This window comes from Pseudalkalibacillus hwajinpoensis (genome assembly GCF_039851965.1).
Lineage (GTDB): Bacteria > Bacillota > Bacilli > Bacillales > Guptibacillaceae > Guptibacillus > Guptibacillus hwajinpoensis_E.
This window is the reverse complement of record NZ_CP156674.1, coordinates 2,792,464-2,813,755: the sequence shown is the minus strand read 5'-3', so window position 1 is coordinate 2,813,755 and position 21,292 is coordinate 2,792,464. Positions and strand designations below refer to the sequence as shown.

Genomic DNA, 21,292 nt, shown 5'->3' with positions numbered 1-21,292 from the left:
TTGATTATAAGGAAAACAGGAGGCGGCCTCATTTTGAGGCCGCCTCCTTTTATTAATCTACGAATTTCCTAATAACATCAATCAACTCGGGACGAATACTTTTCTCAAGATCTCTAATCTGTGACTCATTACGATATTTCTTTTCAATAAGATCTCTTTGACTGCTGTTTTCAAGCATCCAGTGAAGCCAATTCTGATCTTCTGTTTCTGTGAATTTATCACGATTTTCATATTTATCATGCAAATCATTTAATAAGTGTCCTAGATTCTTTTCAGGATGCTCATTCCAATATGTTTGTAGAGCATCGCATAGGATTTCAATTTCCTTGTGCATTGCATCACATCCTTTTGAGTAAAAATGATATTTCTGGCTGGTTTAGTTTAAATGGGTTAAAACTATACCTGGCACAGTGATACACCTGTCACCCTTTCTAACAAGAGCCTATTTCTAATAGAATACCATAAAAAACAGCCCACCATAATAGTGGGCTGTTTTTCCTAACTATTTAGCCAATTTATTTATTCGATCTTCAACTGGTTTACTAATAGCTGCTTCTCCACCAAGGAGATAATATTCACGGCTAATGGAAGAGTTTAAATAATCCTCTACTTCCTTTGTAAGGCCGTCCTGTTTCATTAAGATGACTGGGGCACCCATTGCAGCTGCAAACGGGGAGCCTGGAAGTGCGTCAATAAAGATATCTCCATTTGCAAAGAATACACTGACGTTCTCAAAATCAAACGTTTCAGCAATTTTGACACTTGTTTCGTAACGGTTATTTCCTGCCACACGCTTAACCGTTGATACTTGACCTATTTCTTCCTGAACAGCAGGTGATACCGCATTGTCCCCTCCGATAATGGTTGCCTTTACCGGTTTAGCTGCATTCATGTACACCTTCGCTTCTTCACTTAATTTTGCTGCTGAGGTTAATAATATTGGAATTTGTTTCGACGCTGCATAAGGAGCAATGGAAAGAGCATCTGGTGACTGATCATCTCCGGTCGTTACGATGATCTCATTGCTGTTCCCAACCTCATTTGCAACAGCTACTGACGTTTCATAGCGATTACCTCCACTAATACGTTCAATATCAGCAAGATATCCTTTCGAAGCAAGCTGCTTTTCTACTGTTTCAGAAATGGCTGCTTGTCCTCCAAGGATATAAACTTTTTCTGGTTTTAAACGATCTAATTCAGCCTCGACTAGAGCCGGAAGCGCATCACTTTCCGTTAATAATAATGGGGCATTGTGCTTTTTCGCAAGAACACTACCTGTAAGAGCATCCACTGATAAATCTCCTCTTCCAATAACGACAACATCAGAAGATTGTTTCCATCCTTCTTTCGAAATTTCAACGCTTGTTTCATAGCGATTATTTCCTGCAAGGCGTTTCGGTACTTGAATTGAACTTGACTCTGTTACTAAGTCTGTTTCAGGATAATAGAATGATAGAATTTCATTAAATGTACGGCCGTCTTTCGATTGCTGATATGCTCCGTACTGACTCATTCCAATTCCATGGCCATATCCACTTCCTGATACGACAATTGAGTCACCTTTGGTTTCAATGCTCTTAATATAAGGGCTCTTCATAATCGTCGTTCCAATCATGAATCGAATATTATAGGAAGTGTCTTCAATTTTCATTGTATGATTCTTTAAGATTCCATCTGCATTCAATACAAATCCATCTTTGTTTTTGAGAAAATAGGTAATCGTCATACTGCCCTTCAACACTTCATCAGATGTAAATGGTGGCAGGGTGAATGACACATTTGAAATCTCAGTGATTTTGATTTCATCTGTTGACTGGATTTTCCCCTTTGATGTCAGCCATGATTTCATATTCTTGATTTCCGTTGCATCAGCACTTAGTTCACTAACGCTATTCCACCAGGATTCAGGTTTCTTCAAATCAAGCTGGCTCGTCTCAATTTGCTTTTTGCCCAGTGTATAACTCCATGAGTCATATCTCGTCACTATTTTTTCATCATACGGATCAGCTTTTGTCTGTAAATAAGGTAATAATCTGCTTCCCCAGGAATTCGTATTCGACATGACCATACCACCGTTAGTAGAAGAATAGAATGCCCCTATGTATGAGCCATTGCTCTTCAAGGTTTTTCCAGCTGTCGCATCAATCGCTTCATTCGTTGTTTTTTCCCAGTCATATCCTTTGTAGACCTGACTCGATTGACTATCTGTCAACTTGTCTTTTCGTGGAATAGCAAAAGTTCTTGCTGCGATCGACTGGGCTTTTAAGGCTTCCATTCCACCTTCGTACCCCCATGAAGCAGGCATCTCACTTGGAACGACACCCTTTAAATACTCCTCCATTGAGAGTGTATTAATTGGGCGAATGTACTTGCCTTCGACTACAAATTCCATTTCGCCTAGATACCTTTTTTCCCCAAGTTCCACAAAGCTGTCCATGGCATTCGTTATGGTTGGGACAAGCTTCATAGATGATCCAAAATTCTTTAGTTGCAAGCTTCCTCTGTAAAGAACCACATTGCCTGCTTCTGCCTTAACGCTGTACTCATTTAATCGATCGCTTTCGAGTACAATGTCGCTTCCCTCAATTTGATAACTGCCATACACGTTAAATGCCAGCATCGAGTTATCTTTAATGTAGTTTACAAGTTTAACAGAAACCGTCTCCCCTGCTGCCTGTACGCCGTTCATCGACAAAGAAAATGCTAAAATGCCAACCAAAAGTGACGTGAGAATTTTCAAACCCTTTTTCCCCCTGAGATTTATTATGATATGAAAAACTAGAGATTTTCTCCCTTTTTAACACTTTAGCATAAATTTGCCATTAAAATATCAATCATATTACAAATCTTACAAAAATAACATAGAAGACCCATGAAACATGTCGAATGGAAAAGATCAATAGGTTATTTTAACTATAAAAGTTTTTCAATTGCATTATTCCAACACAAAAAGCCCTCCAATCAGAGAGCTTTCCATTTGCGACATAGTTGCCATGAAAGATATAGTAAAACGCCATGCACTCCTCCTGCCGTATCTACGAAAACATCCATCATGAGTGCCGTTCGAGATGGCAGAAATGCCTGAATGAATTCATCCATCACACCCAAAACACACGTTACAAGAACAATGAGGAAGGGTTTTAAGACTAGTGGTTTCATATGTAATAAGGACATTAAGACAATCGAAACGAAACTATAAACAAAAAAGTGACCAAGCTTTCTAATTATAAAGTAAGTAACTCCGGCTTCTCCATTGGTAGCAATACTAAGAGTTAACGGTCCATAATGAATTTCTTTCGACTTTAGATAAGAGGAAACCACACCTTCGAAATGAGATGATGGATCCACTCCGACCAGAGTCAATACAGCTATGGATGACAGCATTAGTCCGAAGAAAAACCACGCCAACGCCAGTGCTAACATAGCTGTTTTCGATACATAAGCAATCATGATCCCTGCTCCTCTCAGGGCAAGTATAGCCTTAAAGAAAACATGTTATTCAGCTGTTTCAGCCATGATTTTTAATTGACGCGCACGTTCTTCAAGTAACTTCCTCATGTATTTTTTCAAAAATAGCGCATCAGCAAGTGAGCCTACTAACCCAAGTGGAGATCGATAGATAAATTGATCAACCATCAATGTCACATGCTCGATTTGCTCAAACCTGTGTGTATGAACAAATGATTTAAAAGCGCCTGAAACCATTTCATCTATAAACCAATCTGGCTCATGCATAGCAGTGATTTGAGCTGTTAATTTCTGTTTGATTCCAAAATGAACAGCTTCCCAGGTCACTTGATCTCCATTTTCAAGAAGTCCTTCCGTTACACCGTCCACGGCTCGTTCATGCGTTTGTTCAGTACTTTTCACGTGTGCCTCAACATTTCTTGCGAGGTTGAAGCATGTTTCAATCGGAGCATCAATCAATGTTTCGAGATAAATAACAGGCAATCTTCCACTCTCCTATGAAATTTGACATAATTAATTACCATTTTATTGAATAAGTCTGTGGCATAAAGATTATTTAACATGATTCGACAAAAACGACTAACTTTTTCGTTCCATTTAACCGATAATAAGCATAACACGATTAAAATGCCTACATTGCGAACCATGCAGGTAAACGAGGTGGAATGAAATGAACAAAAACTGGAAAACACCAGAAGAAATCCATTTTCTAAAAAAACGAAAGGAAAAGCTACTTCTCATAGCGATTCCTTTACTATCTATATTACTCGGAGTACTAATTGCGATTGTTTCTAATAAGGGAATTTAAACAGTGAGGCGTTATCCTTCATATTTAGGTGCAGTAACCTGTTTATGCTTGCTTCTCTTGTACTCAGCTTCGGGATTCGGCAAGCTTTCAACAGGTGTTTGATTGTTTGTTATAGCAGCATTTGGTTGAGCTTTGCGCTTTTTCATAAACAACCTCCTTTCGTTTCGCTTTAGTGTTCCTCACATATGATTTCTTTATGAGAGTGTAAAACGTTCCTATATCACTGATAAGGGATACAAAAAGAAACAGAAAGAAATGAACATTTTAGTCAATGCTCATTTCTTTCTGTTTACGATCCCAGTATCCTGAGAGGAAGCAAAGCATGACATGGACGCCGGCTTTTATAGTGGCTTCTCTAACGTCTAATCTTGGGTCAAGACATACAATATCCATGGAAGCTGCCTTACTTGCCTGACCAGCTAAAAAAACGGCCTCAAAAAGCTCATCTGTTCGCATCCCGCCAGGCGTTGCAGCTGGTGCGCCAGGGGCAAAAGCAACATCAAGAACATCCATATCTACCGTGACATATATAATATCTACGTCCTCACTTAAGGCATCAAGGGACTCTTTAACCGTTCTAGAAATCCCATACTTTCTCATTTGCGTCATCGTTTTATAGGTCACACCGGACTGATCAGCATAGTGTTTCAGCGCCTGGCTGTTGAAAAAACCGTGTACTCCAAGCGTATGGATATGCTCTCCTTTCACAATGCCTTCTTCAATCAGAAGTCGCATAGGCGTTCCGTTCGTTGGTCCCTCATCAAGGGATCGCAAATCGAAATGAGTGTCAAACTGTAACAAGCCAATTGTTTGCTCTGGATGTGCCTTCTTCCAGCCTTGAACTAGTCGGGCGGTAACAGAGTGATCCCCTCCCAGGCAGATTGGAAGGGTGTGGGGATGGTTCATTCTCATCGCATACATGACTTCACGAATCGCCTTATAAGAAGCGGCAATATCCGTGATTGACTGTTTAACATCGCCAATATCAAGGATTCCCATCCCATTCAGTTCAACATCCGCTTCGATGTGGTATGTGGAGAAGTACTTCCAAGCGCTTCTTAAAGCATTCGGCGCTTCACTGGCTGCTGAAGCACTGATGGAAGAGCGTGATAAGGGAATTCCAAGAATAACGGCATCGTAATTTTCAAAGCGATATTCCCCTGAAGGTGGAAGGGTTTGAATCCATTCGCTTACATTTCGAAAGGGTTTTCCTTCGGCTTTCCGAAACTCAACAAATGGCCTTTCAAGCATCGGATAAGGGTATGTGCTCATACAATCCTCCCCTACTCCATAATAATATGGCCGTTTTTTATCACCTTATCAATATGATTTTCTCCAAAATGGTAGTGAAGATGATGATGGGTGGGCACGGAAAAAATAAGTAAATCTGCTTTTTTCCCAACCTCGAGACTTCCAATACTACTGCCCCTTTTAATCGCATGGGCAGCATTAATCGTAACAGCTGCCATCACTTCAGAAGGTGTCATCTTCATCATCAAGCAGCCAAAATTCATCATAAGTGAGGTCGAGACAGTTGGTGAGGATCCCGGGTTACAATCAGTAGAAAGCGCCACCGGTACACCCCGATCAATCATCATTCTTCCCTTTGCCATCTTCTTTTGCAAGAAAAAAGCTGTTCCCGGAAGTAATACAGCTACAACACCTGCTGCTGCCATTTGGCTCGTTCCAGCTTCTGATGCGCATAGTAAGTGATCTGCCGAAACAGCCCCAACCTCTGCTGCTAGCTCCGCACCTCCAAACGCCTCCAGTTCATCTGCATGAATTTTAGGTAAAAGTCCGTAGCGTTTTCCTGCATGTAGAATTTTCCGTGATTGATCGACTGTGAAAACGCCTTTCTCACAAAAGACGTCATTAAATTCCGCTAAGGATTCTTTAGCAATTATAGGAATAACGGCTTCGATTAGATAGGCCACATACTCATCTGGAGTTTTCTTGTAAGGTGCAGGTACAGCGTGTGCGCCCATAAATGTACTAACGACATCAATAGCATGGCTACGGTTTAACTCTTTAGCTACCTCAAGCTGCTTTTTCTCTGTTTCAAGATTAAGTCCATACCCACTTTTCGCCTCAACTGTTGTTACACCCTGTTTAATTAAACGATCAAGACGTGTCAGACTCTGATCATATAGCTCGTCAAAGGAAGCTTTGTTCGTTTGCTCAGTCGTTGCATAGATCCCGCCACCAGCGTTCATGATATCCATGTAAGAAGCACCTTTTAACCTCATCGCAAATTCTCGCTCTCTTGAACCAGCAAAAACAAGGTGTGTATGCGGGTCTACGAAACCTGGTGTTACAAGTGAACCGCTCGCATCAATCACTTCTGCTTCACTGATTAGACCCGGATAGATTGATTCAAGCTCAGCAGTTTTTCCTACTGCTACAATCTTGCCTTCTTTAATAAGAAGGCTCCCATTTCTTATAATGGAGAGATCTGATTCATCTGGCCTTATAAGAGGCTTGACTGAATGCCCCTTTAACGTGATAAGCTCATTGGCGTCTCGAATAAAAAGAGGTTGATCCATCAGACTCCCTCCTGACCGAGCGACGGCATTTCAATCCCATGCTCCTTTGCGAAGGTAATGGCTTTTGGATAACCTGCATCTGCATGTCTTACAACCCCTAAACCAGGGTCAGTCGTTAAGACACGATTTAGCCTCACCTCTGCTGTTTTCGTTCCATCCGCTACAATCACCATGCCTGCATGGAGTGAATAACCCATCCCTACACCACCACCATGATGGAAAGAAACCCAGCTTGCTCCACCTACAGCATTAATCAGGGCATTTAATATTGGCCAATCGGCTATAGCATCGCTACCATCGCGCATGCTCTCCGTTTCTCTGTTTGGTGAAGCGACTGACCCCGCATCAAGGTGATCCCTTCCAATCACAATCGGAGCGGTTAACTCACCTGAAGCGACCATATCATTGATCATTTTTCCAAATCTCGCCCGTTCTCCATAACCGAGCCAGCAAATTCTTGCAGGAAGACCCTGAAAAGCAATTCTTTTCTGAGCCATCTTAATCCATTTACAAAGGTCTTTATTATCGTTGAATTCAACGAGTAACCGTTCGTCAACCTTCCGAATGTCTTCTACATCTCCTGATAAAGCTACCCAGCGAAAAGGTCCTTTGCCTTCACAAAACTGTGGACGAATGTATTCTGGCACAAAGCCTTTGATTGAAAAAGCCTCCGCCACTCCTTCGTCAAACGCAACCTGACGTATGTTATTGCCATAATCAAAAGCGATTGTCCCTTTTCGTTGTAAATCAAGCATCGCCCTAACATGAATAGCGATGCTTTCATTAGCACGCTTGCGATATTCATCCGGGGAAACCTCCCTTAATCGCTTTGCTTCTTCTACAGAAAAGCCCGATGGAATGTAGCCATTTAGTGGATCATGTGCGGAGGTTTGATCTGTTACAATTTCCGGTATCACGCCCTTTTTCACAAGTTCAGGAAGTAGGAGCGCAGCATTTCCTGGAACACCAATTGACAATGCAGATCCAGAAGCCTTTGCCTTTTCTGCTTCCGCAATCGCTTCATCAAGATTTTCAATCATTTTATCGAGATAGCCCGTCTCAATTCGTTTTTGAATTCTGGCCGGTTCAGCTTCAATACATAGACTTACCCCTTCATTCAGTGATACTGCAAGGGGCTGTGCGCCCCCCATCCCTCCAAGTCCAGCCGTGACAGTTAATGTTCCTTTTAAACTCCCCTTGAAATGCTGCCTTGCACATTCAGCAAATGTTTCATACGTTCCCTGAACGATTCCCTGACTCCCAATATAGATCCAGCTTCCTGCTGTCATCTGTCCGTACATCATTAAGCCTTTTCGATCCAGTTCATGAAAGTGCTCCCAATTTGCTTTTGATGGAACAAGATTGGAATTTGCAAGCAGGACTCTTGGCGCCTGCGTATGTGTACGAAAAATGGCAACTGGCTTACCAGATTGAATAAGAAGAGTTTCATCTGACTCTAACCTTTTAAGAGAATCAATAATGGCCCCAAAAGCCTGCCAGTTGCGTGCTGCTTTTCCAATTCCCCCATAGACAACGAGGTCCTCAGGTCGTTCAGCAACTTCCTCATGAAGATTATTCAATAGCATTCGCAGTGCTGCCTCTTGCTCCCAGCCCTTTGTGTGAAGTCTTATACCAGTATAAGGATGATTAGCTACAAAACGTTCATAGTATCCTGTCATACCTTCACCTCTTCTCAGGTAGTTGAAGTTAGACATTGGGAAATAACGTTTACAAAACGGTAATATGATTAAGCATATTAATCACATTTTCCCAATATACATGTTCAATGGAATAGGGTATACTAATGATTGAAGTCATTTTTCGACAATTTCCATGGTCAGATGACATCGTTTTCTTATAACATTTTGCAAATCGTACGAGAATGGCAAAATCATTGAAAAATGATGACGCAAAGCTTTAGGGACTTCTCGGTGTTCCGAAAGTCAGCCAGCTGCCGAATACGGCCTCCACTGCGATTTAGTAAGGAACTAGGGGGAGTTTTAAGATGAGGGGATCCTGGGCTACACCTGAAGAAATCCAATACCGAAAAGAGCGCAAGGAAAAATTGATCTATCTTCTTTTACCTGTATCCGCTATTGCTATTGGTGGTGCAATTGCGTTTCTAACCCAAATGACTTATTAATGAAGTAGATGGAGAGCTAAATGGTTCTCCTATTTTAATGCCTTCATTCATCTTGTAATCATTTTCTTTCAGTTAGTTTCTATTTCGGCGTTTGACATGCCATTTCCTTTTCTCTTTTGTCCATAAAAAAGAAGCCACAACCAAATGTGGCCCCTGATCGAAATTATTTAATGTTAGTTTTCTTGCTAGATGGCTTAATAAACTTCTTTATTCCAATTAAAATCAGTCGAATCACTAAATAGATCAAGAAAAGAACTATAAACCCCTGAAGACCAATGACAGCATCTGCAAACTCCATATTTCCTCGACCTGTAATTTTCTGCTGAATTTCAATTGCAAATACAACAACAAGCAAAACAGTAATGGTATAGATAAATGAAATGGCTGTGATGCTCCATTGTGATAGAATTCGAAATAGCATTTGAACAACAATAAACCCTGCCATTCCAAGCAATCCGATCACCCAGAAATGGAGGTCTTTATCAGTTGCTGAAAAACCAAGACCAAGCATGATCTCAATGAGCACGTCGTGAAGCTCATTAACAATTGCTACAATTAATTTGATAAATTCGCTCATATCTCACGTTCCCTCTTCATCCCATTAATTCTATTCTAGACAGATTGAGAACAGGTTACAAGCAAAATAAGTGAAACTTCATCAGAGGGGCTTTATCGCACTCTGAGAGTTGGGTGAACCAATGGGGCACAGTAGTTGGCATCACCTAAATGTCTAACTTACGTCGCCCTTAAGAGTGGAAAAAAAGAAGCGATTGCGCTTCTCTCTCCTATTCCTTATTGGACGCGACCTGGTCAATATACGCTTCATTATTCACGGGAACTTTAGTCATATCGATACCGCAATAAGGAAAAATCCATTCTCCCTGGTAATTGCTACTGTAGGACGGCTTGTTACATTCAGTACACGTTTTTTCTACCATTCTCCCACTCCATTCAGGCGGCATCCTTCATTACTGCTCTCTTTTTATTAGAATGCTATTCAATGCCCTTATTCACAAGCTAACAAAACATATTTTACCAAACTACATAATATTTTCAAGTTTCCTATTCAGAATAATAATGGGGGTAGAGTGAAACTTCCATCTGCAGGGTTGGTTCTTTTGCTAGAGAGGGACGAGCTTGCTAATAATGGTAGGGCGCCCAATTGAGATATAATGAATTGGAAACCTGGATACTTCATGTAAGGAATAACAATTTCTTCCGTCAATTACTACTGGAGATTTCATCAATCTTTGAAAAGTAGAAAGGTCGATTTCTTTAATTTCTGCCCATTCTGTGAGGATAAAAACAGCATCTGTGTCAATTAACGCCTCTTCGATCGTCTCTTTGAATACGACTTCCTCAGGAAGGAAGCCCTTTGCATTAGGGATGGCTATCGGGTCGTAAGCCACGACTTTAGCACCTGCTTCAACAAGCGATCGTGCAATTGGGATCGATGCCGCTTCCCTCATATCATCCGTATTTGGTTTAAAGGCAAGACCAAGCAGTGCGATAGTCTTTCCTTGAAGATCTCCAATCGTTTCCTTCGCCTTTTGGAATAATTTCAGCTGCTGTGAATTGTTTACTTCGATGACGGACTTAAGAAGTTTAAAGTCATGATGGTTATTTCCAGCAAGCTGAACGAGTGCATTGGTATCCTTAGGAAAACAGGAGCCTCCATAGCCAATTCCTGCTTTTAGGAATTGCTCACCTATACGCTTATCTTTTCCCATCCCTAAAGCAACGTCTTCAATATTTGCCCCCACTTTTTCACAAATTGCAGAAATTTCATTAATAAAACTGATCTTTGTTGCGAGAAATGCGTTTGACGCGTATTTAATCATTTCAGCACTTTTAAGGTCTGTATGATAGATAGGAAGCCCAAAAGGAGCATTAATGCTTTCAATCACCGATGCGGCTCGTTTATTTTCAGCGCCAATAACTATTCGATCTCCGTTAAATGTATCATGAATGGCTGAGCCTTCTCGTAAAAATTCAGGGTTTGAGACCATTTCAATGGTTATGTTTGAAGCAGCCGCTTCCTGAATGATCGTTTTTATCTTATCATTTGTTCCAACAGGTACCGTACTTTTCATGACGACAATCGTATCCTGGGTAATAGAGAATGCGATGTCATGTGCAGCTTGCTCAATAAATTGCAAATCTGCTGTTCCATCCGGAAGCTGAGGTGTCCCTACTGCAATATAAACCACATCCGCTGATGAAAGCCCGTTAAGATAGGAGGTCGTAAATGATAAATGACCGGATTGAAGGTTCTTCTGCATCAGATGCTCCAGGTGAGGTTCATAAATAGGGGACTGACCATTATTCATCACCAATACTTTCTGTTGATCAATATCGATACAGATAACATGATGACCAATTTCCGCTAAACTAACACCTGTTACTGACCCTACATACCCTGTGCCAACCACAGAAATATTCATGACACATCCCCTTTCCTTTGTTGTCTACTTTCTATTATATAAAATTTGAATTAAAGAAAGAGACCATACACTGATTCCAAACAATACTTTAACATTTATCCCCTCCACCATTAAGGGCAGTAATATACAAGCTCAACTGCCCCTAAAGGTCCGAATGGTTCAACTAATCATCAAATAGCCCCTTCTAATGGAATATCATGAAATCTCTACCTACTATGCACAAAATCCGGTATGATAGTGACTAAACTGCTCAATAGAAAGTGTGAAAAGTGTGACGTTCTTTACCTATTGGAAGTGGCCAATTCTTGCTCTTATCATGATGGGCGTTCTTTTCATCTCCTCTCATACGCCCTATCAGGAACAGGATTTGAAACCATTCTTTAAAGATTTCATCACGATTACCGAAAATGATTTACCTGATGTAGAATTCACTTACGACGGTGCACTTGTCACGCCATCCGAACCATATCAATACGTTGAGTTCTTTCTAAGAAAGGCTGCCCACGTTGGCTCCTTTGGACTTCTTGCGTTTTTCTGTGTGATGACTTTTAAGAAAAGGTCATATGGTCCTATATATGGCTCTCTTGTTGCATTTGGATACGCGATGTTTGATGAATTTCATCAAAGCTTGATCGAGGGAAGGACAGGTCATTTAATTGATGTTCTTGTACCGGATACAATGGGTATCCTCATAACGTTTCTGGCAACGACTATCCTATTAAAACGCCGCACAACATGAAAAAGCCCCGCTCAGCGGGGCTTTTTACAACTATATAAGGTTGGTGTAAGACTAAATATCCTGTCTCGTTTCTGACGCTCTCGCTTTATCACTAACCTGTTCTTCTTGCTCAGTCGACTGGCCCATTCCTTTTAGAAACGTGATCAGAATCGTTAAGGAGCGATTCACTTCCGGATCTTTCAGGAGTCTAAGCAAATCCAGATAACCTGTCTTTTGAGCATCTTCCGAATGCTTTGAAACATTTTCAATCCCCTTATTTACTTTTAAAAGAAGAGGTTCGAGTTCCTCAACATTGATTTTTCCAGCAACACCGAACAGGAGCATGAGGTTCTTTAAAGCAGTCGTATTTTCGGGCACATTCAATAAATCAACAATCACTTTTAGAACACGGTCACCTTCCCCAAACAATCCACTAAGAAGAGAAAGGACACCTCGCTCCTTCATTCCCCCAACAACATTTAGAGCCTGGAGAAGCGCATCTTTGTTCTCAATCAGAGCATCTTCAATCTCTCTTAAATCATTTGCTCGTTGTTCCTCTGCCGAGAGCTCAATCCGTCTGATTTGCTTAATGGCTTTTGCCATAATTGGTTGCCTCCTTCGTCACCATATCCCCGGGGAACATATAGTCTTTTCTTGCCCATTTTCGTTCAACCATAACACCTTTCTGTGGTTGCGGGTTCCCATATCGGTGATTGATCTTTGGAAGAGGAGAGGTTCCCTTATCTTGAAGAATTTCCATCTTCGCTTTTAATTCTTTATATACTGGAGTATCCGTATCTTTATCAGCATAACTGCTTGTTAATAGGTTGACAGCTGCATCATCACTATCATTTAGCGGAATATAGATTTCTTTTCCTTGAACACGATTGGTTACTAAACATTTGATTTTTACAGCTCCATAAGGAGAAGTTAATCTTACTAACGTGCCATCTGTAAGTCCGCGTTCCTCGGCAAGCTCAGGTGACACTTCAACAAACGTACTCGGTGTTTTTGACGTGATGCCTTCGTTTTTGTATGTCATATTGCCTTCGTGGAAATGTTCGAGTAAGCGTCCATTATTAACATGAAGATCATACTGGTCTTCAAATTCAAGCGGCTTCGTCCATTCAACAGGGAAGAGACGTGCTTTTCCATCAGGGAACGGAAACTCATCCATGAATAAGAGTGGAGAATCTTTCCCATCTGCATAAACCGGCCACTGTTGACTGTTATATCCTTCAAGACGCTCATACGAAACACCTGCGAACATATTAGCAAGCTGAACAGCTTCAGTCATAATCTCGCTCGGATCTGAATAGTCCCATCCTGCGCCCATCTCATTCGCAATGTCCATAATGATTTGCCAGTCAGGTTTAGAATCTCCTAGTGGTTCAAGTGCCTGGTATAAACGCTGGAAACGACGCTCTGTGTTCGTAAATGTCCCTTCCTTTTCAAGACTCGGACTTGCTGGAAGAACCACATCAGCAAATTCTGCGGTCTTCGTTAGGAAAAGATCCTGTACAACGAAAAAGTCCAGCTTTTCGAATGCAGCATGTACATGGTTGATGTTTGAGTCAACAATCCCCATATCCTCTCCTTTTAAGTACATCGCTTTTAATTTTCCTTCATGGATATGCTCAACCATTTCGTGGTTGTTCAAACCAATTTCCTGCGGTAATGGTGTACCCCATGCTTTTTCATACTTTTCGCGTACCTTCTCGTCAGTGACATTTTCATATCCAGGCATTTTATCTGGCATACTTCCAAAGTCACTTGCACCCTGAACGTTGTTATGTCCGCGAAGTGGGTAAGCACCTGTCCCCGGTTTTCCATAATTTCCTGTCACAAGAAGCAGATTGGAAATAGCTGTACTTGTGTCAGCCCCTCCACCATGTTGCGTCACTCCCATAGCCCAGAGAGCAACGGTTGTCTTCGCTTCATGGATCATTTCAGCAATCTGAATTAACTTTTCTTCAGCGATTCCAGTTACCTCAGAAGCATAGCTCATCGTGTATTGATCAAGACTTGCGATATAGTCATCAAGTCCATTAACGCGATCCTTCAGAAATGCTTCGTCAGCCCAGCCCTGGTCGATGATGTATTTTGTTACAGCAGATAACCAGACAAGGTCAGTCCCTGATGATGGGCGAACAAATAGATCCGATCGTTCCGCCATCTCATGCTTCCTTAAGTCAGATACAATTAGTTTTTGGCCATGAAGCTTATTAGAACTTTTCACTCTTGTTGAAAGGACCGGATGTGATTCAGATGTATTCGACCCAATGACAATGACGAGTTCTGACATCTCAATGTCTTTAATTGAGCCCGCATCACCACCATGGCCAACTGTTCTAAATAAACCTACCGTTGCAGGCGTCTGGCAATAACGTGAGCAGTTATCAATGTTATTCGTTCCAATAATGCTTCGACCAAGTTTCTGCATTAAATATGACTCTTCATTCGTACACTTGGAAGAACTAATGAAGGACAACGCATTCGAGCCATGGTTCTCTTTGACTTCAGCGAATTTGCTGCTAATGAGCTGAAGTGCTTCTTCCCATTCTGCTTCACGGAAAGAATCCCCTTCTCTAATGAGAGGTTTAGTTAGACGCTCGTCACTGTTGACGTAGTCCCACCCAAACTTTCCTTTCACACATGTTGAAATGCCGTTCGCTGGCGCTTCAGCCTGTGGCTCTACCTTTAAAATATCGCGGCCTTTAGTCCAAACATCAAAGCTACAGCCGACACCACAATATGTACAAACGGTCTTTGTTTTCTTAATGTCATTTTCGCGCATGGCAGATTCCATATCTGAAATCGCAAGAATTGAATTATAGCCAGTTTCAACGTTTTTCGTTAACTCAATCATTGGACGTAGCGTGTCTTTTTGAATCCCTGTTAATAATCCTGTTTCGCCTTCCATACCCTTCTCCATCATCGCATTACATGGACATACGGTTGAACAGTGTCCACATGAAACACAAGAAGATTCGTTGATTGCAACATCGTTATCCCAGATGACACGAGGACGTTCTCGTTCCCAGTCAATCGTGAGCGTTTCGGTTACCTGTACATCCTGACACGCCTCAACACAGCGACCGCATAGAATACATTGATCTGGATCGTAACGATAGAAGGGGTTTGAATTGTCAACAGGATCTGGCTTTGATTCAAACGGGATACTCTGGTGATTCATTTTCATTTGTTTAACTGTATTATGTACTTCACACGTTCCGTTGTTGTAATCACATACGGTACAATAAAGCTCGTGATTATAAAGAATTCGGTCCATAGCAATGTTTTGAGCTTCCTTCACGTGCGAAGCAGTCATATTAATGCTATCTCCATTGGATAATTTCGTCGAACAACCCCTTACAATCTCTCCGTTCACCTCAACCATACACGTGTCACACGTTTCAATTGCCCCAAGACTTGGATGATAACAAATGCTTGGCAAATCAAGCTCGTTTTCGTTCAATGCCTGAAGAACACTCTTGCTCTCGTCAACGGCAGTGCTTCGACCATTAATCGTTATATGAATGGAATCTGACAAATGACATCACCCTTTTCTAATATTCTGAACTCACTCCTCTTCATTTACCCTACATCTAGAAACTTTAGACATATTTTTGCAAGATAATGATGAAGAATTTTGATCGTTTTCTCTGTTATTTAAGTTAATTAGGGATCGCGTGAAACGCATGCTTGCATAAAGTGAAACTTCCATCAGAGGGGGTTTTGCTTCATCCCCCTCTGATGATTAGTTGAACCAATCGGACCTTTAGGGACAGTTGACCCCCACCTAAACGTCTCGATTGATTTATACTTTAGGTGTGGGTTTTACTGACCCTTAAGGCTGGGTTCACAAGTAACGTGGAACTAAAAAAACGGGCAGCATTCTTACCCGCTGACCCGCTCTTCTAAATTTTTCACGCCAACGCTTACGTTAAGCGTATGTGCCCCGCCAATATAGACACCTTTTAACGGAGAAATGTCACGATAATCCCGACCTACCGCAATACGAATATGCTGTTCGGCTGCAATTGCGTTATTAGTAGGGTCGAGCCCGATCCATGGTAATCCCGGAAACTTCACTTCAAGCCATGCATGCGTAGCGGCATCTCCGCGGTAAGCTGAATTTTCACCAATGTAGATATAACCGCTTACATAGCGGGCAGGGATACCCCGATACCTGCAAAGCGCAAGCATAAGATGGGTGTAATCCTGACAAACGCCTGTCCTGTGCGTTAAAATTTTCTCTGCTGTTGTTTCAACGTTTGTTGCTCCAGAAACATATTCCATTGTGTTATAAATATGTTCGTTTAACTTCACAGCAAAATCAAGCTCATCTCTGGCGTTTTCCAAGAGGCTTGCTGTTTCCTCTTCCATCACACGGTTTGAGATCGTTGTATATTCCGTTTCGACCATAAACTCATTATGAGCTTGCTTGAACGACTCAGAATGGAGTTCATTTCGCTGTTCATCAGTAAGTGGTAAGGTGACATCAATGTTGAGAGGTTGTATTTCCACTGTAGATACCGTTTCAATCTCAAGGTCCTGATGCTCCCCCCACAGATAGAACGTTTCAACATAATTACCCCAATAATCCGTATGGCCATAAGTTTCACTAACAGGGTTAATCAGAACGTTGTAGGCGTGAAGCGTCTGCTGCTGATCATGAAGTGGCCTCAACCTGAACTGATTAATACTCTGCCTTACTGGCAAATCATATTGGTAGGTGTTCGTTTGGGTAACTTCGTATTTCATGGTATCACAACTTCCCCCAGATAATAGGTTTTTGTAATATGCATGCCAATTGTCATGCACCTGTGCTGAAAGCTTTGAAGAAATGTATGGGCGCCCTGGCCCAGAATTTCTTCAATTGAAAAGTCATACAAATCATTCGCCAGGTGCTCCAGTTCCTGTGCAAGCGATTCTGAGTAATGTTCAACATGACCATCTTCAAGCGCTACGAAGGCATTACGGACCTTCTGAATGCAGTACATCATCGAGCGAGGAAATTCTGCGTTCAAAATGAAAAATTCTGCTACATTACGACTCTTGATCAGCGGTCTGTACGTTTTAATATACGCTTCATGGCCACTAACCGATTGAAGAACAGACCACCAGTGATGATACTCAACAATTTCCTTATTCTGATAGCTTTCTAAATCTTTATGATAGTAGACGTCCAATATGCGGGCTGCTTTCTCAGCTCTTTCCAGATGTTTACCCATTTCCATGAAAAGATAAGCATCTCCTCGTGGCATTGTTGCTTCCACGATTCCCTGAAAAAGCAGTGATTCCTTCTTCACAAGTTCACAGATGTCACTGACATCATCCATTGTCCAGGGAGTATGGCTATGTCGCTTTAATTTTAAATAAAACGAATTAATGCTTTCCCATAGTTCGTTGGGGATGATTTCACGGACAGCACGAGCGTTTTCTCTTCCGATCGTTATCGCATTTAAAATCGAGTTCGGATTTTCCATTGAAAAAAGTAGAAATTCTATCACATTATGGTCGCTTGAACGCTCATACTTCTGATCAAATACTTCCTGAAACCCACTTATCTCAATAAGCTCATACCAGTTTTGATTCATTTCCTCAATCGGATTCGCATTCTCAAGACGACTCGTCAACTTAACCGCAATTAACCTCGCATTGTTTTCTGCACGTTCTACATTTCGTGTTAACCAATACAGTGAATCTGCCACTCGGCTGAGCATGAATGCCACTCCTTCCCTTATTTACACATTAATCGGATTTTCTTCAAGTACCCACGTATCCTTCGCACCGCCGCCCTGTGAAGAATTCACTACGAGGGAACCTTCTTTCAACGCCACACGTGTGAGTCCACCCGGGAATACATGGGTCTTTTCTCCTCCAAAAATAAAGACGCGAAGATCGACATGGCATGCTGCAAAGCGATCCTCCTTAAAGGCTGGAAGTCGCGATAGCTTAATCGTTGGCTGGGCGATAAATTCAGATGGATTTTCAAGAATCTGCTTCCTGTAAGCTTCGATCTCTTCCGGAGTGGCATGCGGACCAATTAACATGTTATAGCCACCTGAAGCATTTGTATGTTTAACGACCAGTTCAGAAAGATGATCAAGCACATAGTTCAACTGATCTTCATATCTAAGGAGATAGGTGTCGACATTCTTTACGAGTGGTTCTTCATTTAAATAATAGCGGATCATATCAGGAACAAAATGATAAATCGCTTTATCATCTGCCACACCATTTCCAATCCCGTTTAGAATCGAGACGTTTCCTGCTCGATAAACATCAATTAGTCCTGGAACTCCTATAAGAGAGTCCTCACGAAATTCTAATGGATCCAGGAATTCATCGTCGATTCTACGATAAATGACGTCTACTTTTTTCAAGCCACGAGCCGTTTTCATATATACTTCACGCTCACGGACGACAAGATCTCTACCTTCAACAAGCTCAATCCCCGTTCTTTGAGCAATGAAAGAATGATCATAATAAGCAGAGTTATGCACGCCTGGCGTTAGCAATACAATCGTAGGATTTTGACTGCTCTCTGGTGCGAGTGAAGCCATCGCTGAGTGAAGATATGAGAACTGCTGTTCAAGCGATTGAACAGAATACTGGTTAAAAAATTCCGGATAAACTTTTCGCATGACATATCGGTTCTGGAAGACATAAGAGAGGCCAGAAGGATTGCGGAGATTATCTTCTAATACACGATATTCTCCACTGTCATCTCGAATCAAATCGATGCCCGCCATAAAAATGTGCTGCCTTCTAGGAAGGTCAATGCCTGCGACCTGGTGGAAGAAATGCTGGCAATTTACCACAATATCACGCGGAATGATGCCGTCTTTTAAAATGTTTTGTTCATGATAAACATCATCAAGAAAGGCATTAAGCGCATCAAATCGCTGCATTAATCCGCGTTCAAGCTCCTGCCATTCTTCTGGAGGAATAATTTTCGGAACAAAATCAAACGGCATCGTTCGTTCAGTTCCTTCGTTATCACTATAAACGGTAAACGTAATGCCCTGACGGAGAAAATCACTCTGCGCAAGCTCATATCTCGATTGAAGTTCTTCAGGTGAAACTTCGTTTATCTTTTCATGGAATGGCTTGCAATGCCCTCTCGGTTCCTTGCCGTTTTCAAGCATTTCATCAAAATACCCATCGATCTTATACGAATTAAACACTCGCACTCCCCCTCCACTTATGTATCATATTTTCGTAAACCTTACCCATTTTTCGCACTATTCTAACAAATTTCAAGATTGAGAGTCAAAATTCCTCTATTTTGATTATATTTCAAACAAAAAAGAACAGCATCTGCTGCTCTTTTCAATCTCTCTAATTATCCTTTTACAGAACCGGCAAGCAGTCCTTTCACAAAGAATTTCCCGAGGAAAATGTATACAAGTAAGGTTGGAAGTGCGGCAAGAAGCGCACCTGCCATCTGAACATTCCACTGAACAATCTGACTGCCGGATAAGTTCTGAAGGGCTACCATAACAGGCTGCTGATCAGATGTTGTAATGGTTACGGCGAACAGGAATTCATTCCAGATATTCGTAAACTGCCAGATTGCGACAACAACAAATCCCGTAATCGACAGGGGTACCATAATGAAACGATAGATTCCGATAAATCCAGCACCATCAATTTTCGCAGATTCAATCATAGAATCCGGTATACTCGCATAAAAATTCCGAAACATAAGTGTTGTAATTGGAATGCCGTACACCACATGAACAAACACCAGTCCAGCAATCGAGTTATAGAGCCCAATTTCTCTAAGGAATTGAATAAGCGGAATTAAAATGCTCTGATAAGGAATAAACATTCCAAATAAAATAATCGTAAACAATGCGTTTGCACCTTTAAATTTCCACTTTGAAAGAACATATCCGTTTAAAGAGCCAATAAGGGCAGATAGGAAAGTTGCTGGAATAACGAGATAAAAACTATTTAATAGATTCGGAGCAAGCTTCGTAAAAGCTTCTGCATAGCTGCTAAAATCAAATGTAGTTGGTAGCTGCCACATCTGACTTAACGTTACTTCATCAAGTGGTTTGAGACTCGTAATAATCATGACGTAAACGGGCATCAAATAAAAACATGATAAAGCGATTAGTAGCACATAAAGAAGCGGGCGTGTGAACGATCTTAGCGCCATTATGCTTCCCCCTTTCGACTCGACCAAAGATAAGGAACAATAAAGATTGCTACGGCAAGAAGCATCACAATTGCAATCGCGGCACCGTTCGCATAGTAGTTTCCGCGGAACGTTGTCTCATACATATATACACCGGGAACATCTGTAACAAAATTCGCTCCAGGACCGGTCATGGCATAAATCAAATCGAAAATCTTCAATGAGATGTGTGCCATAATGATAATAACGCTTACCGTAATCGGTCGAAGAATTGGCATAATGATTTTCCAGTACACTTGAAATTCATTTGCGCCATCCATTCGTGCCGCTTCACGTACTTCTTCCGGAACGCCACGTAAACCGGCAAGATACATCGCAACAGAGAAGCCGGTCATTTGCCAGACAGCTGCAATCACAACCGCAATCATTGCAATAGGGATTCCAAACTCAATCTTCCCCCAGCCAATTGCGGGGAAAATGGTCGTATCGGTATACCATTTGGAATCAAGTCCTATCTTTTCAAGAAACAGATTCACTCCGGTTGAAGGGTTTAGCAACCACTGCCACACAACCCCTGTTACGACGAAGGAAAGCGCCATTGGAAAGAAGAAAATGTTTCTGAACAGGGACTCCTGCTGAATTTTTTGATCAAGAAGAATCGCAAGAAATTGACCAACAACAATGACCGCTAGAATAAAGAGAATCGTAAAAAATAACGTATTCCTCAAATCAGCCTGAAAGCGAAAGTCACCAAACAGGTAAATATAATTTTTAAGTCCAACGAATGAAAAATCCGGCACAAGCGAGTTCCAATTGCTCAACGATACATAACCGGTCCAGCCTATAAACCCGTATACGAAAACACCGACTAATAGAATCGAAGGAACAAGGAAGCCAATCGCAAGCCAGTGGTCTTTCGTTAAAGAACGCCTTTTGCGAGTTGTTGCTGTACGTACTGACTGTTCCACCGTCGTTTCACTTTTCATAGTTTATTTCCTCCCGCTATAGAAAAA

Annotated in this window: 21 protein-coding genes and 1 riboswitch; of the genes, 3 read left to right on the top strand and 18 right to left on the bottom strand. The window is 41.5% G+C overall.

Annotation, left to right across the window (positions count from 1 at the left end):
- Positions 1-52: 52 nt before the first annotated feature.
- The 4 genes from ABFG93_RS14605 to ABFG93_RS14590 form a co-directional block, all read right to left on the bottom strand.
- Entirely contained in the window at positions 53-334 is a 282-nt protein-coding gene (locus ABFG93_RS14605) for a hypothetical protein (protein WP_347548756.1), read from the bottom strand.
- A 168-nt stretch (positions 335-502) separates the two neighbouring features.
- Positions 503-2,740, bottom strand: coding sequence for a cell wall-binding repeat-containing protein (locus ABFG93_RS14600; RefSeq protein WP_347548755.1), 2,238 nt, complete (start codon positions 2,738-2,740; stop codon positions 503-505).
- Between the two features lie 221 nt (positions 2,741-2,961).
- The gene (locus ABFG93_RS14595) at positions 2,962-3,450 is read right to left on the bottom strand and encodes a VanZ family protein (RefSeq protein ID WP_347548754.1); all 489 of its coding nucleotides are present in this window, start codon (positions 3,448-3,450) and stop codon (positions 2,962-2,964) included.
- Between the two features lie 45 nt (positions 3,451-3,495).
- Complete coding sequence (locus tag ABFG93_RS14590) at positions 3,496-3,951, bottom strand: SRPBCC family protein (protein WP_347548753.1); 456 nt, start codon at positions 3,949-3,951, stop codon at positions 3,496-3,498.
- Between the two features lie 187 nt (positions 3,952-4,138).
- Here ABFG93_RS14590 and ABFG93_RS14585 point away from each other — a divergent pair, with 187 nt between their 5' ends.
- Positions 4,139-4,276 (top strand): hypothetical protein, encoded by a 138-nt coding sequence (locus tag ABFG93_RS14585; protein WP_347548752.1) that lies wholly within the window; start codon positions 4,139-4,141, stop codon positions 4,274-4,276.
- A gap of 11 nt (positions 4,277-4,287) precedes the next feature.
- Here the strand turns inward: ABFG93_RS14585 and ABFG93_RS14580 are convergent, their stop codons facing one another.
- From ABFG93_RS14580 to hutU, 4 genes are all read right to left on the bottom strand, one after another.
- Entirely contained in the window at positions 4,288-4,422 is a 135-nt protein-coding gene (locus ABFG93_RS14580; protein ID WP_347548751.1) for a hypothetical protein, read from the bottom strand.
- A 118-nt stretch (positions 4,423-4,540) separates the two neighbouring features.
- Positions 4,541-5,548 carry an agmatinase family protein gene (locus tag ABFG93_RS14575; RefSeq protein ID WP_347548750.1) on the bottom strand — a complete coding sequence of 336 codons (1,008 nt, stop codon included), beginning with the start codon at positions 5,546-5,548 and terminating at the stop codon, positions 4,541-4,543.
- Positions 5,549-5,559: 11 nt separating this feature from the next.
- Complete coding sequence (gene hutI, locus ABFG93_RS14570; protein ID WP_347548749.1) at positions 5,560-6,819, bottom strand: imidazolonepropionase; 1,260 nt, start codon at positions 6,817-6,819, stop codon at positions 5,560-5,562.
- Positions 6,819-8,498: a urocanate hydratase gene (hutU, locus tag ABFG93_RS14565; RefSeq protein ID WP_347548748.1), complete on the bottom strand. Its 1,680-nt coding sequence runs from the start codon at positions 8,496-8,498 to the stop codon at positions 6,819-6,821. The genes hutI and hutU overlap by 1 nt, the downstream gene beginning before the upstream one ends.
- Positions 8,499-8,693: 195 nt before the next feature.
- Positions 8,694-8,778: riboswitch (cyclic di-GMP riboswitch) on the top strand.
- A 46-nt stretch (positions 8,779-8,824) separates the two neighbouring features.
- Here hutU and ABFG93_RS14560 point away from each other — a divergent pair.
- A complete protein-coding gene (locus tag ABFG93_RS14560; protein WP_347548747.1) occupies positions 8,825-8,962 on the top strand; it encodes a hypothetical protein in 138 nt (45 codons plus the stop codon).
- A 163-nt stretch (positions 8,963-9,125) separates the two neighbouring features.
- Here ABFG93_RS14560 and ABFG93_RS14555 read toward each other — a convergent pair whose 3' ends face one another.
- From ABFG93_RS14555 to ABFG93_RS14545, 3 genes are all read right to left on the bottom strand, one after another.
- Positions 9,126-9,539 (bottom strand): hypothetical protein, encoded by a 414-nt coding sequence (locus ABFG93_RS14555; RefSeq protein ID WP_347548746.1) that lies wholly within the window; start codon positions 9,537-9,539, stop codon positions 9,126-9,128.
- 208 nt (positions 9,540-9,747) lie between these two features.
- On the bottom strand, positions 9,748-9,900 hold the full coding sequence (locus tag ABFG93_RS14550) for a hypothetical protein (protein ID WP_347548745.1): 153 nt from the start codon (positions 9,898-9,900) through the stop codon (positions 9,748-9,750).
- A 183-nt stretch (positions 9,901-10,083) separates the two neighbouring features.
- Positions 10,084-11,406, bottom strand: a complete 1,323-nt coding sequence (locus ABFG93_RS14545; RefSeq protein WP_347548744.1) for a UDP-glucose dehydrogenase family protein — start codon at positions 11,404-11,406, stop codon at positions 10,084-10,086.
- Positions 11,407-11,677: 271 nt separating this feature from the next.
- On the opposite strand from ABFG93_RS14545, the gene ABFG93_RS14540 reads away from it, so the two are divergent.
- A complete protein-coding gene (locus tag ABFG93_RS14540) occupies positions 11,678-12,145 on the top strand; it encodes a VanZ family protein (RefSeq protein ID WP_347548743.1) in 468 nt (155 codons plus the stop codon).
- Between the two features lie 51 nt (positions 12,146-12,196).
- Here ABFG93_RS14540 and ABFG93_RS14535 read toward each other — a convergent pair whose 3' ends face one another.
- The 7 genes from ABFG93_RS14535 to ABFG93_RS14505 all read right to left on the bottom strand — a co-directional run bounded on the left by ABFG93_RS14535 (position 12,197) and on the right by ABFG93_RS14505 (position 21,265).
- On the bottom strand, positions 12,197-12,727 hold the full coding sequence (locus tag ABFG93_RS14535) for a DUF1641 domain-containing protein (protein WP_347548742.1): 531 nt from the start codon (positions 12,725-12,727) through the stop codon (positions 12,197-12,199).
- Entirely contained in the window at positions 12,711-15,677 is a 2,967-nt protein-coding gene (gene fdhF, locus ABFG93_RS14530; protein WP_347548741.1) for a formate dehydrogenase subunit alpha, read from the bottom strand. Before fdhF ends, ABFG93_RS14535 begins: the two co-directional genes overlap by 17 nt.
- A gap of 347 nt (positions 15,678-16,024) precedes the next feature.
- Positions 16,025-16,891, bottom strand: coding sequence for a transglutaminase family protein (locus ABFG93_RS14525; RefSeq protein WP_347548740.1), 867 nt, complete (start codon positions 16,889-16,891; stop codon positions 16,025-16,027).
- On the bottom strand, positions 16,888-17,853 hold the full coding sequence (locus ABFG93_RS14520) for an alpha-E domain-containing protein (protein ID WP_347548739.1): 966 nt from the start codon (positions 17,851-17,853) through the stop codon (positions 16,888-16,890). The genes ABFG93_RS14525 and ABFG93_RS14520 overlap by 4 nt, the downstream gene beginning before the upstream one ends.
- Positions 17,854-17,874: 21 nt before the next feature.
- Positions 17,875-19,320 (bottom strand): circularly permuted type 2 ATP-grasp protein, encoded by a 1,446-nt coding sequence (locus ABFG93_RS14515; protein WP_347548738.1) that lies wholly within the window; start codon positions 19,318-19,320, stop codon positions 17,875-17,877.
- Positions 19,321-19,478: 158 nt separating this feature from the next.
- The gene (locus ABFG93_RS14510) at positions 19,479-20,300 is read right to left on the bottom strand and encodes a carbohydrate ABC transporter permease (protein WP_347548737.1); all 822 of its coding nucleotides are present in this window, start codon (positions 20,298-20,300) and stop codon (positions 19,479-19,481) included.
- Positions 20,300-21,265 carry a carbohydrate ABC transporter permease gene (locus ABFG93_RS14505; protein WP_347548736.1) on the bottom strand — a complete coding sequence of 322 codons (966 nt, stop codon included), beginning with the start codon at positions 21,263-21,265 and terminating at the stop codon, positions 20,300-20,302. Before ABFG93_RS14505 ends, ABFG93_RS14510 begins: the two co-directional genes overlap by 1 nt.
- Positions 21,266-21,292: the final 27 nt, after the last annotated feature.

What these genes read in the sequence shown, in the direction of transcription:
- hutU (WP_347548748.1), bottom strand. Translation starts at nt 8,498, where the DNA reads ATGACAGGATACTATGAACGTTTTGTAGCTAATCATCCTTATACTGGT.
- ABFG93_RS14525 (WP_347548740.1), bottom strand. Translation starts at nt 16,891, where the DNA reads ATGAAATACGAAGTTACCCAAACGAACACCTACCAATATGATTTGCCA.
- ABFG93_RS14545 (WP_347548744.1), bottom strand. Translation starts at nt 11,406, where the DNA reads ATGAATATTTCTGTGGTTGGCACAGGGTATGTAGGGTCAGTAACAGGT.
- ABFG93_RS14535 (WP_347548742.1), bottom strand. Translation starts at nt 12,727, where the DNA reads ATGGCAAAAGCCATTAAGCAAATCAGACGGATTGAGCTCTCGGCAGAG.
- ABFG93_RS14575 (WP_347548750.1), bottom strand. Translation starts at nt 5,548, where the DNA reads ATGAGCACATACCCTTATCCGATGCTTGAAAGGCCATTTGTTGAGTTT.
- ABFG93_RS14555 (WP_347548746.1), bottom strand. Translation starts at nt 9,539, where the DNA reads ATGAGCGAATTTATCAAATTAATTGTAGCAATTGTTAATGAGCTTCAC.
- ABFG93_RS14585 (WP_347548752.1), top strand. Translation starts at nt 4,139, where the DNA reads ATGAACAAAAACTGGAAAACACCAGAAGAAATCCATTTTCTAAAAAAA.
- hutI (WP_347548749.1), bottom strand. Translation starts at nt 6,819, where the DNA reads ATGGATCAACCTCTTTTTATTCGAGACGCCAATGAGCTTATCACGTTA.
- ABFG93_RS14505 (WP_347548736.1), bottom strand. Translation starts at nt 21,265, where the DNA reads ATGAAAAGTGAAACGACGGTGGAACAGTCAGTACGTACAGCAACAACT.
- ABFG93_RS14550 (WP_347548745.1), bottom strand. Translation starts at nt 9,900, where the DNA reads ATGGTAGAAAAAACGTGTACTGAATGTAACAAGCCGTCCTACAGTAGC.
- ABFG93_RS14560 (WP_347548747.1), top strand. Translation starts at nt 8,825, where the DNA reads ATGAGGGGATCCTGGGCTACACCTGAAGAAATCCAATACCGAAAAGAG.
- ABFG93_RS14520 (WP_347548739.1), bottom strand. Translation starts at nt 17,853, where the DNA reads ATGCTCAGCCGAGTGGCAGATTCACTGTATTGGTTAACACGAAATGTA.
- ABFG93_RS14510 (WP_347548737.1), bottom strand. Translation starts at nt 20,300, where the DNA reads ATGGCGCTAAGATCGTTCACACGCCCGCTTCTTTATGTGCTACTAATC.
- ABFG93_RS14605 (WP_347548756.1), bottom strand. Translation starts at nt 334, where the DNA reads ATGCACAAGGAAATTGAAATCCTATGCGATGCTCTACAAACATATTGG.
- ABFG93_RS14595 (WP_347548754.1), bottom strand. Translation starts at nt 3,450, where the DNA reads ATGATTGCTTATGTATCGAAAACAGCTATGTTAGCACTGGCGTTGGCG.
- ABFG93_RS14580 (WP_347548751.1), bottom strand. Translation starts at nt 4,422, where the DNA reads ATGAAAAAGCGCAAAGCTCAACCAAATGCTGCTATAACAAACAATCAA.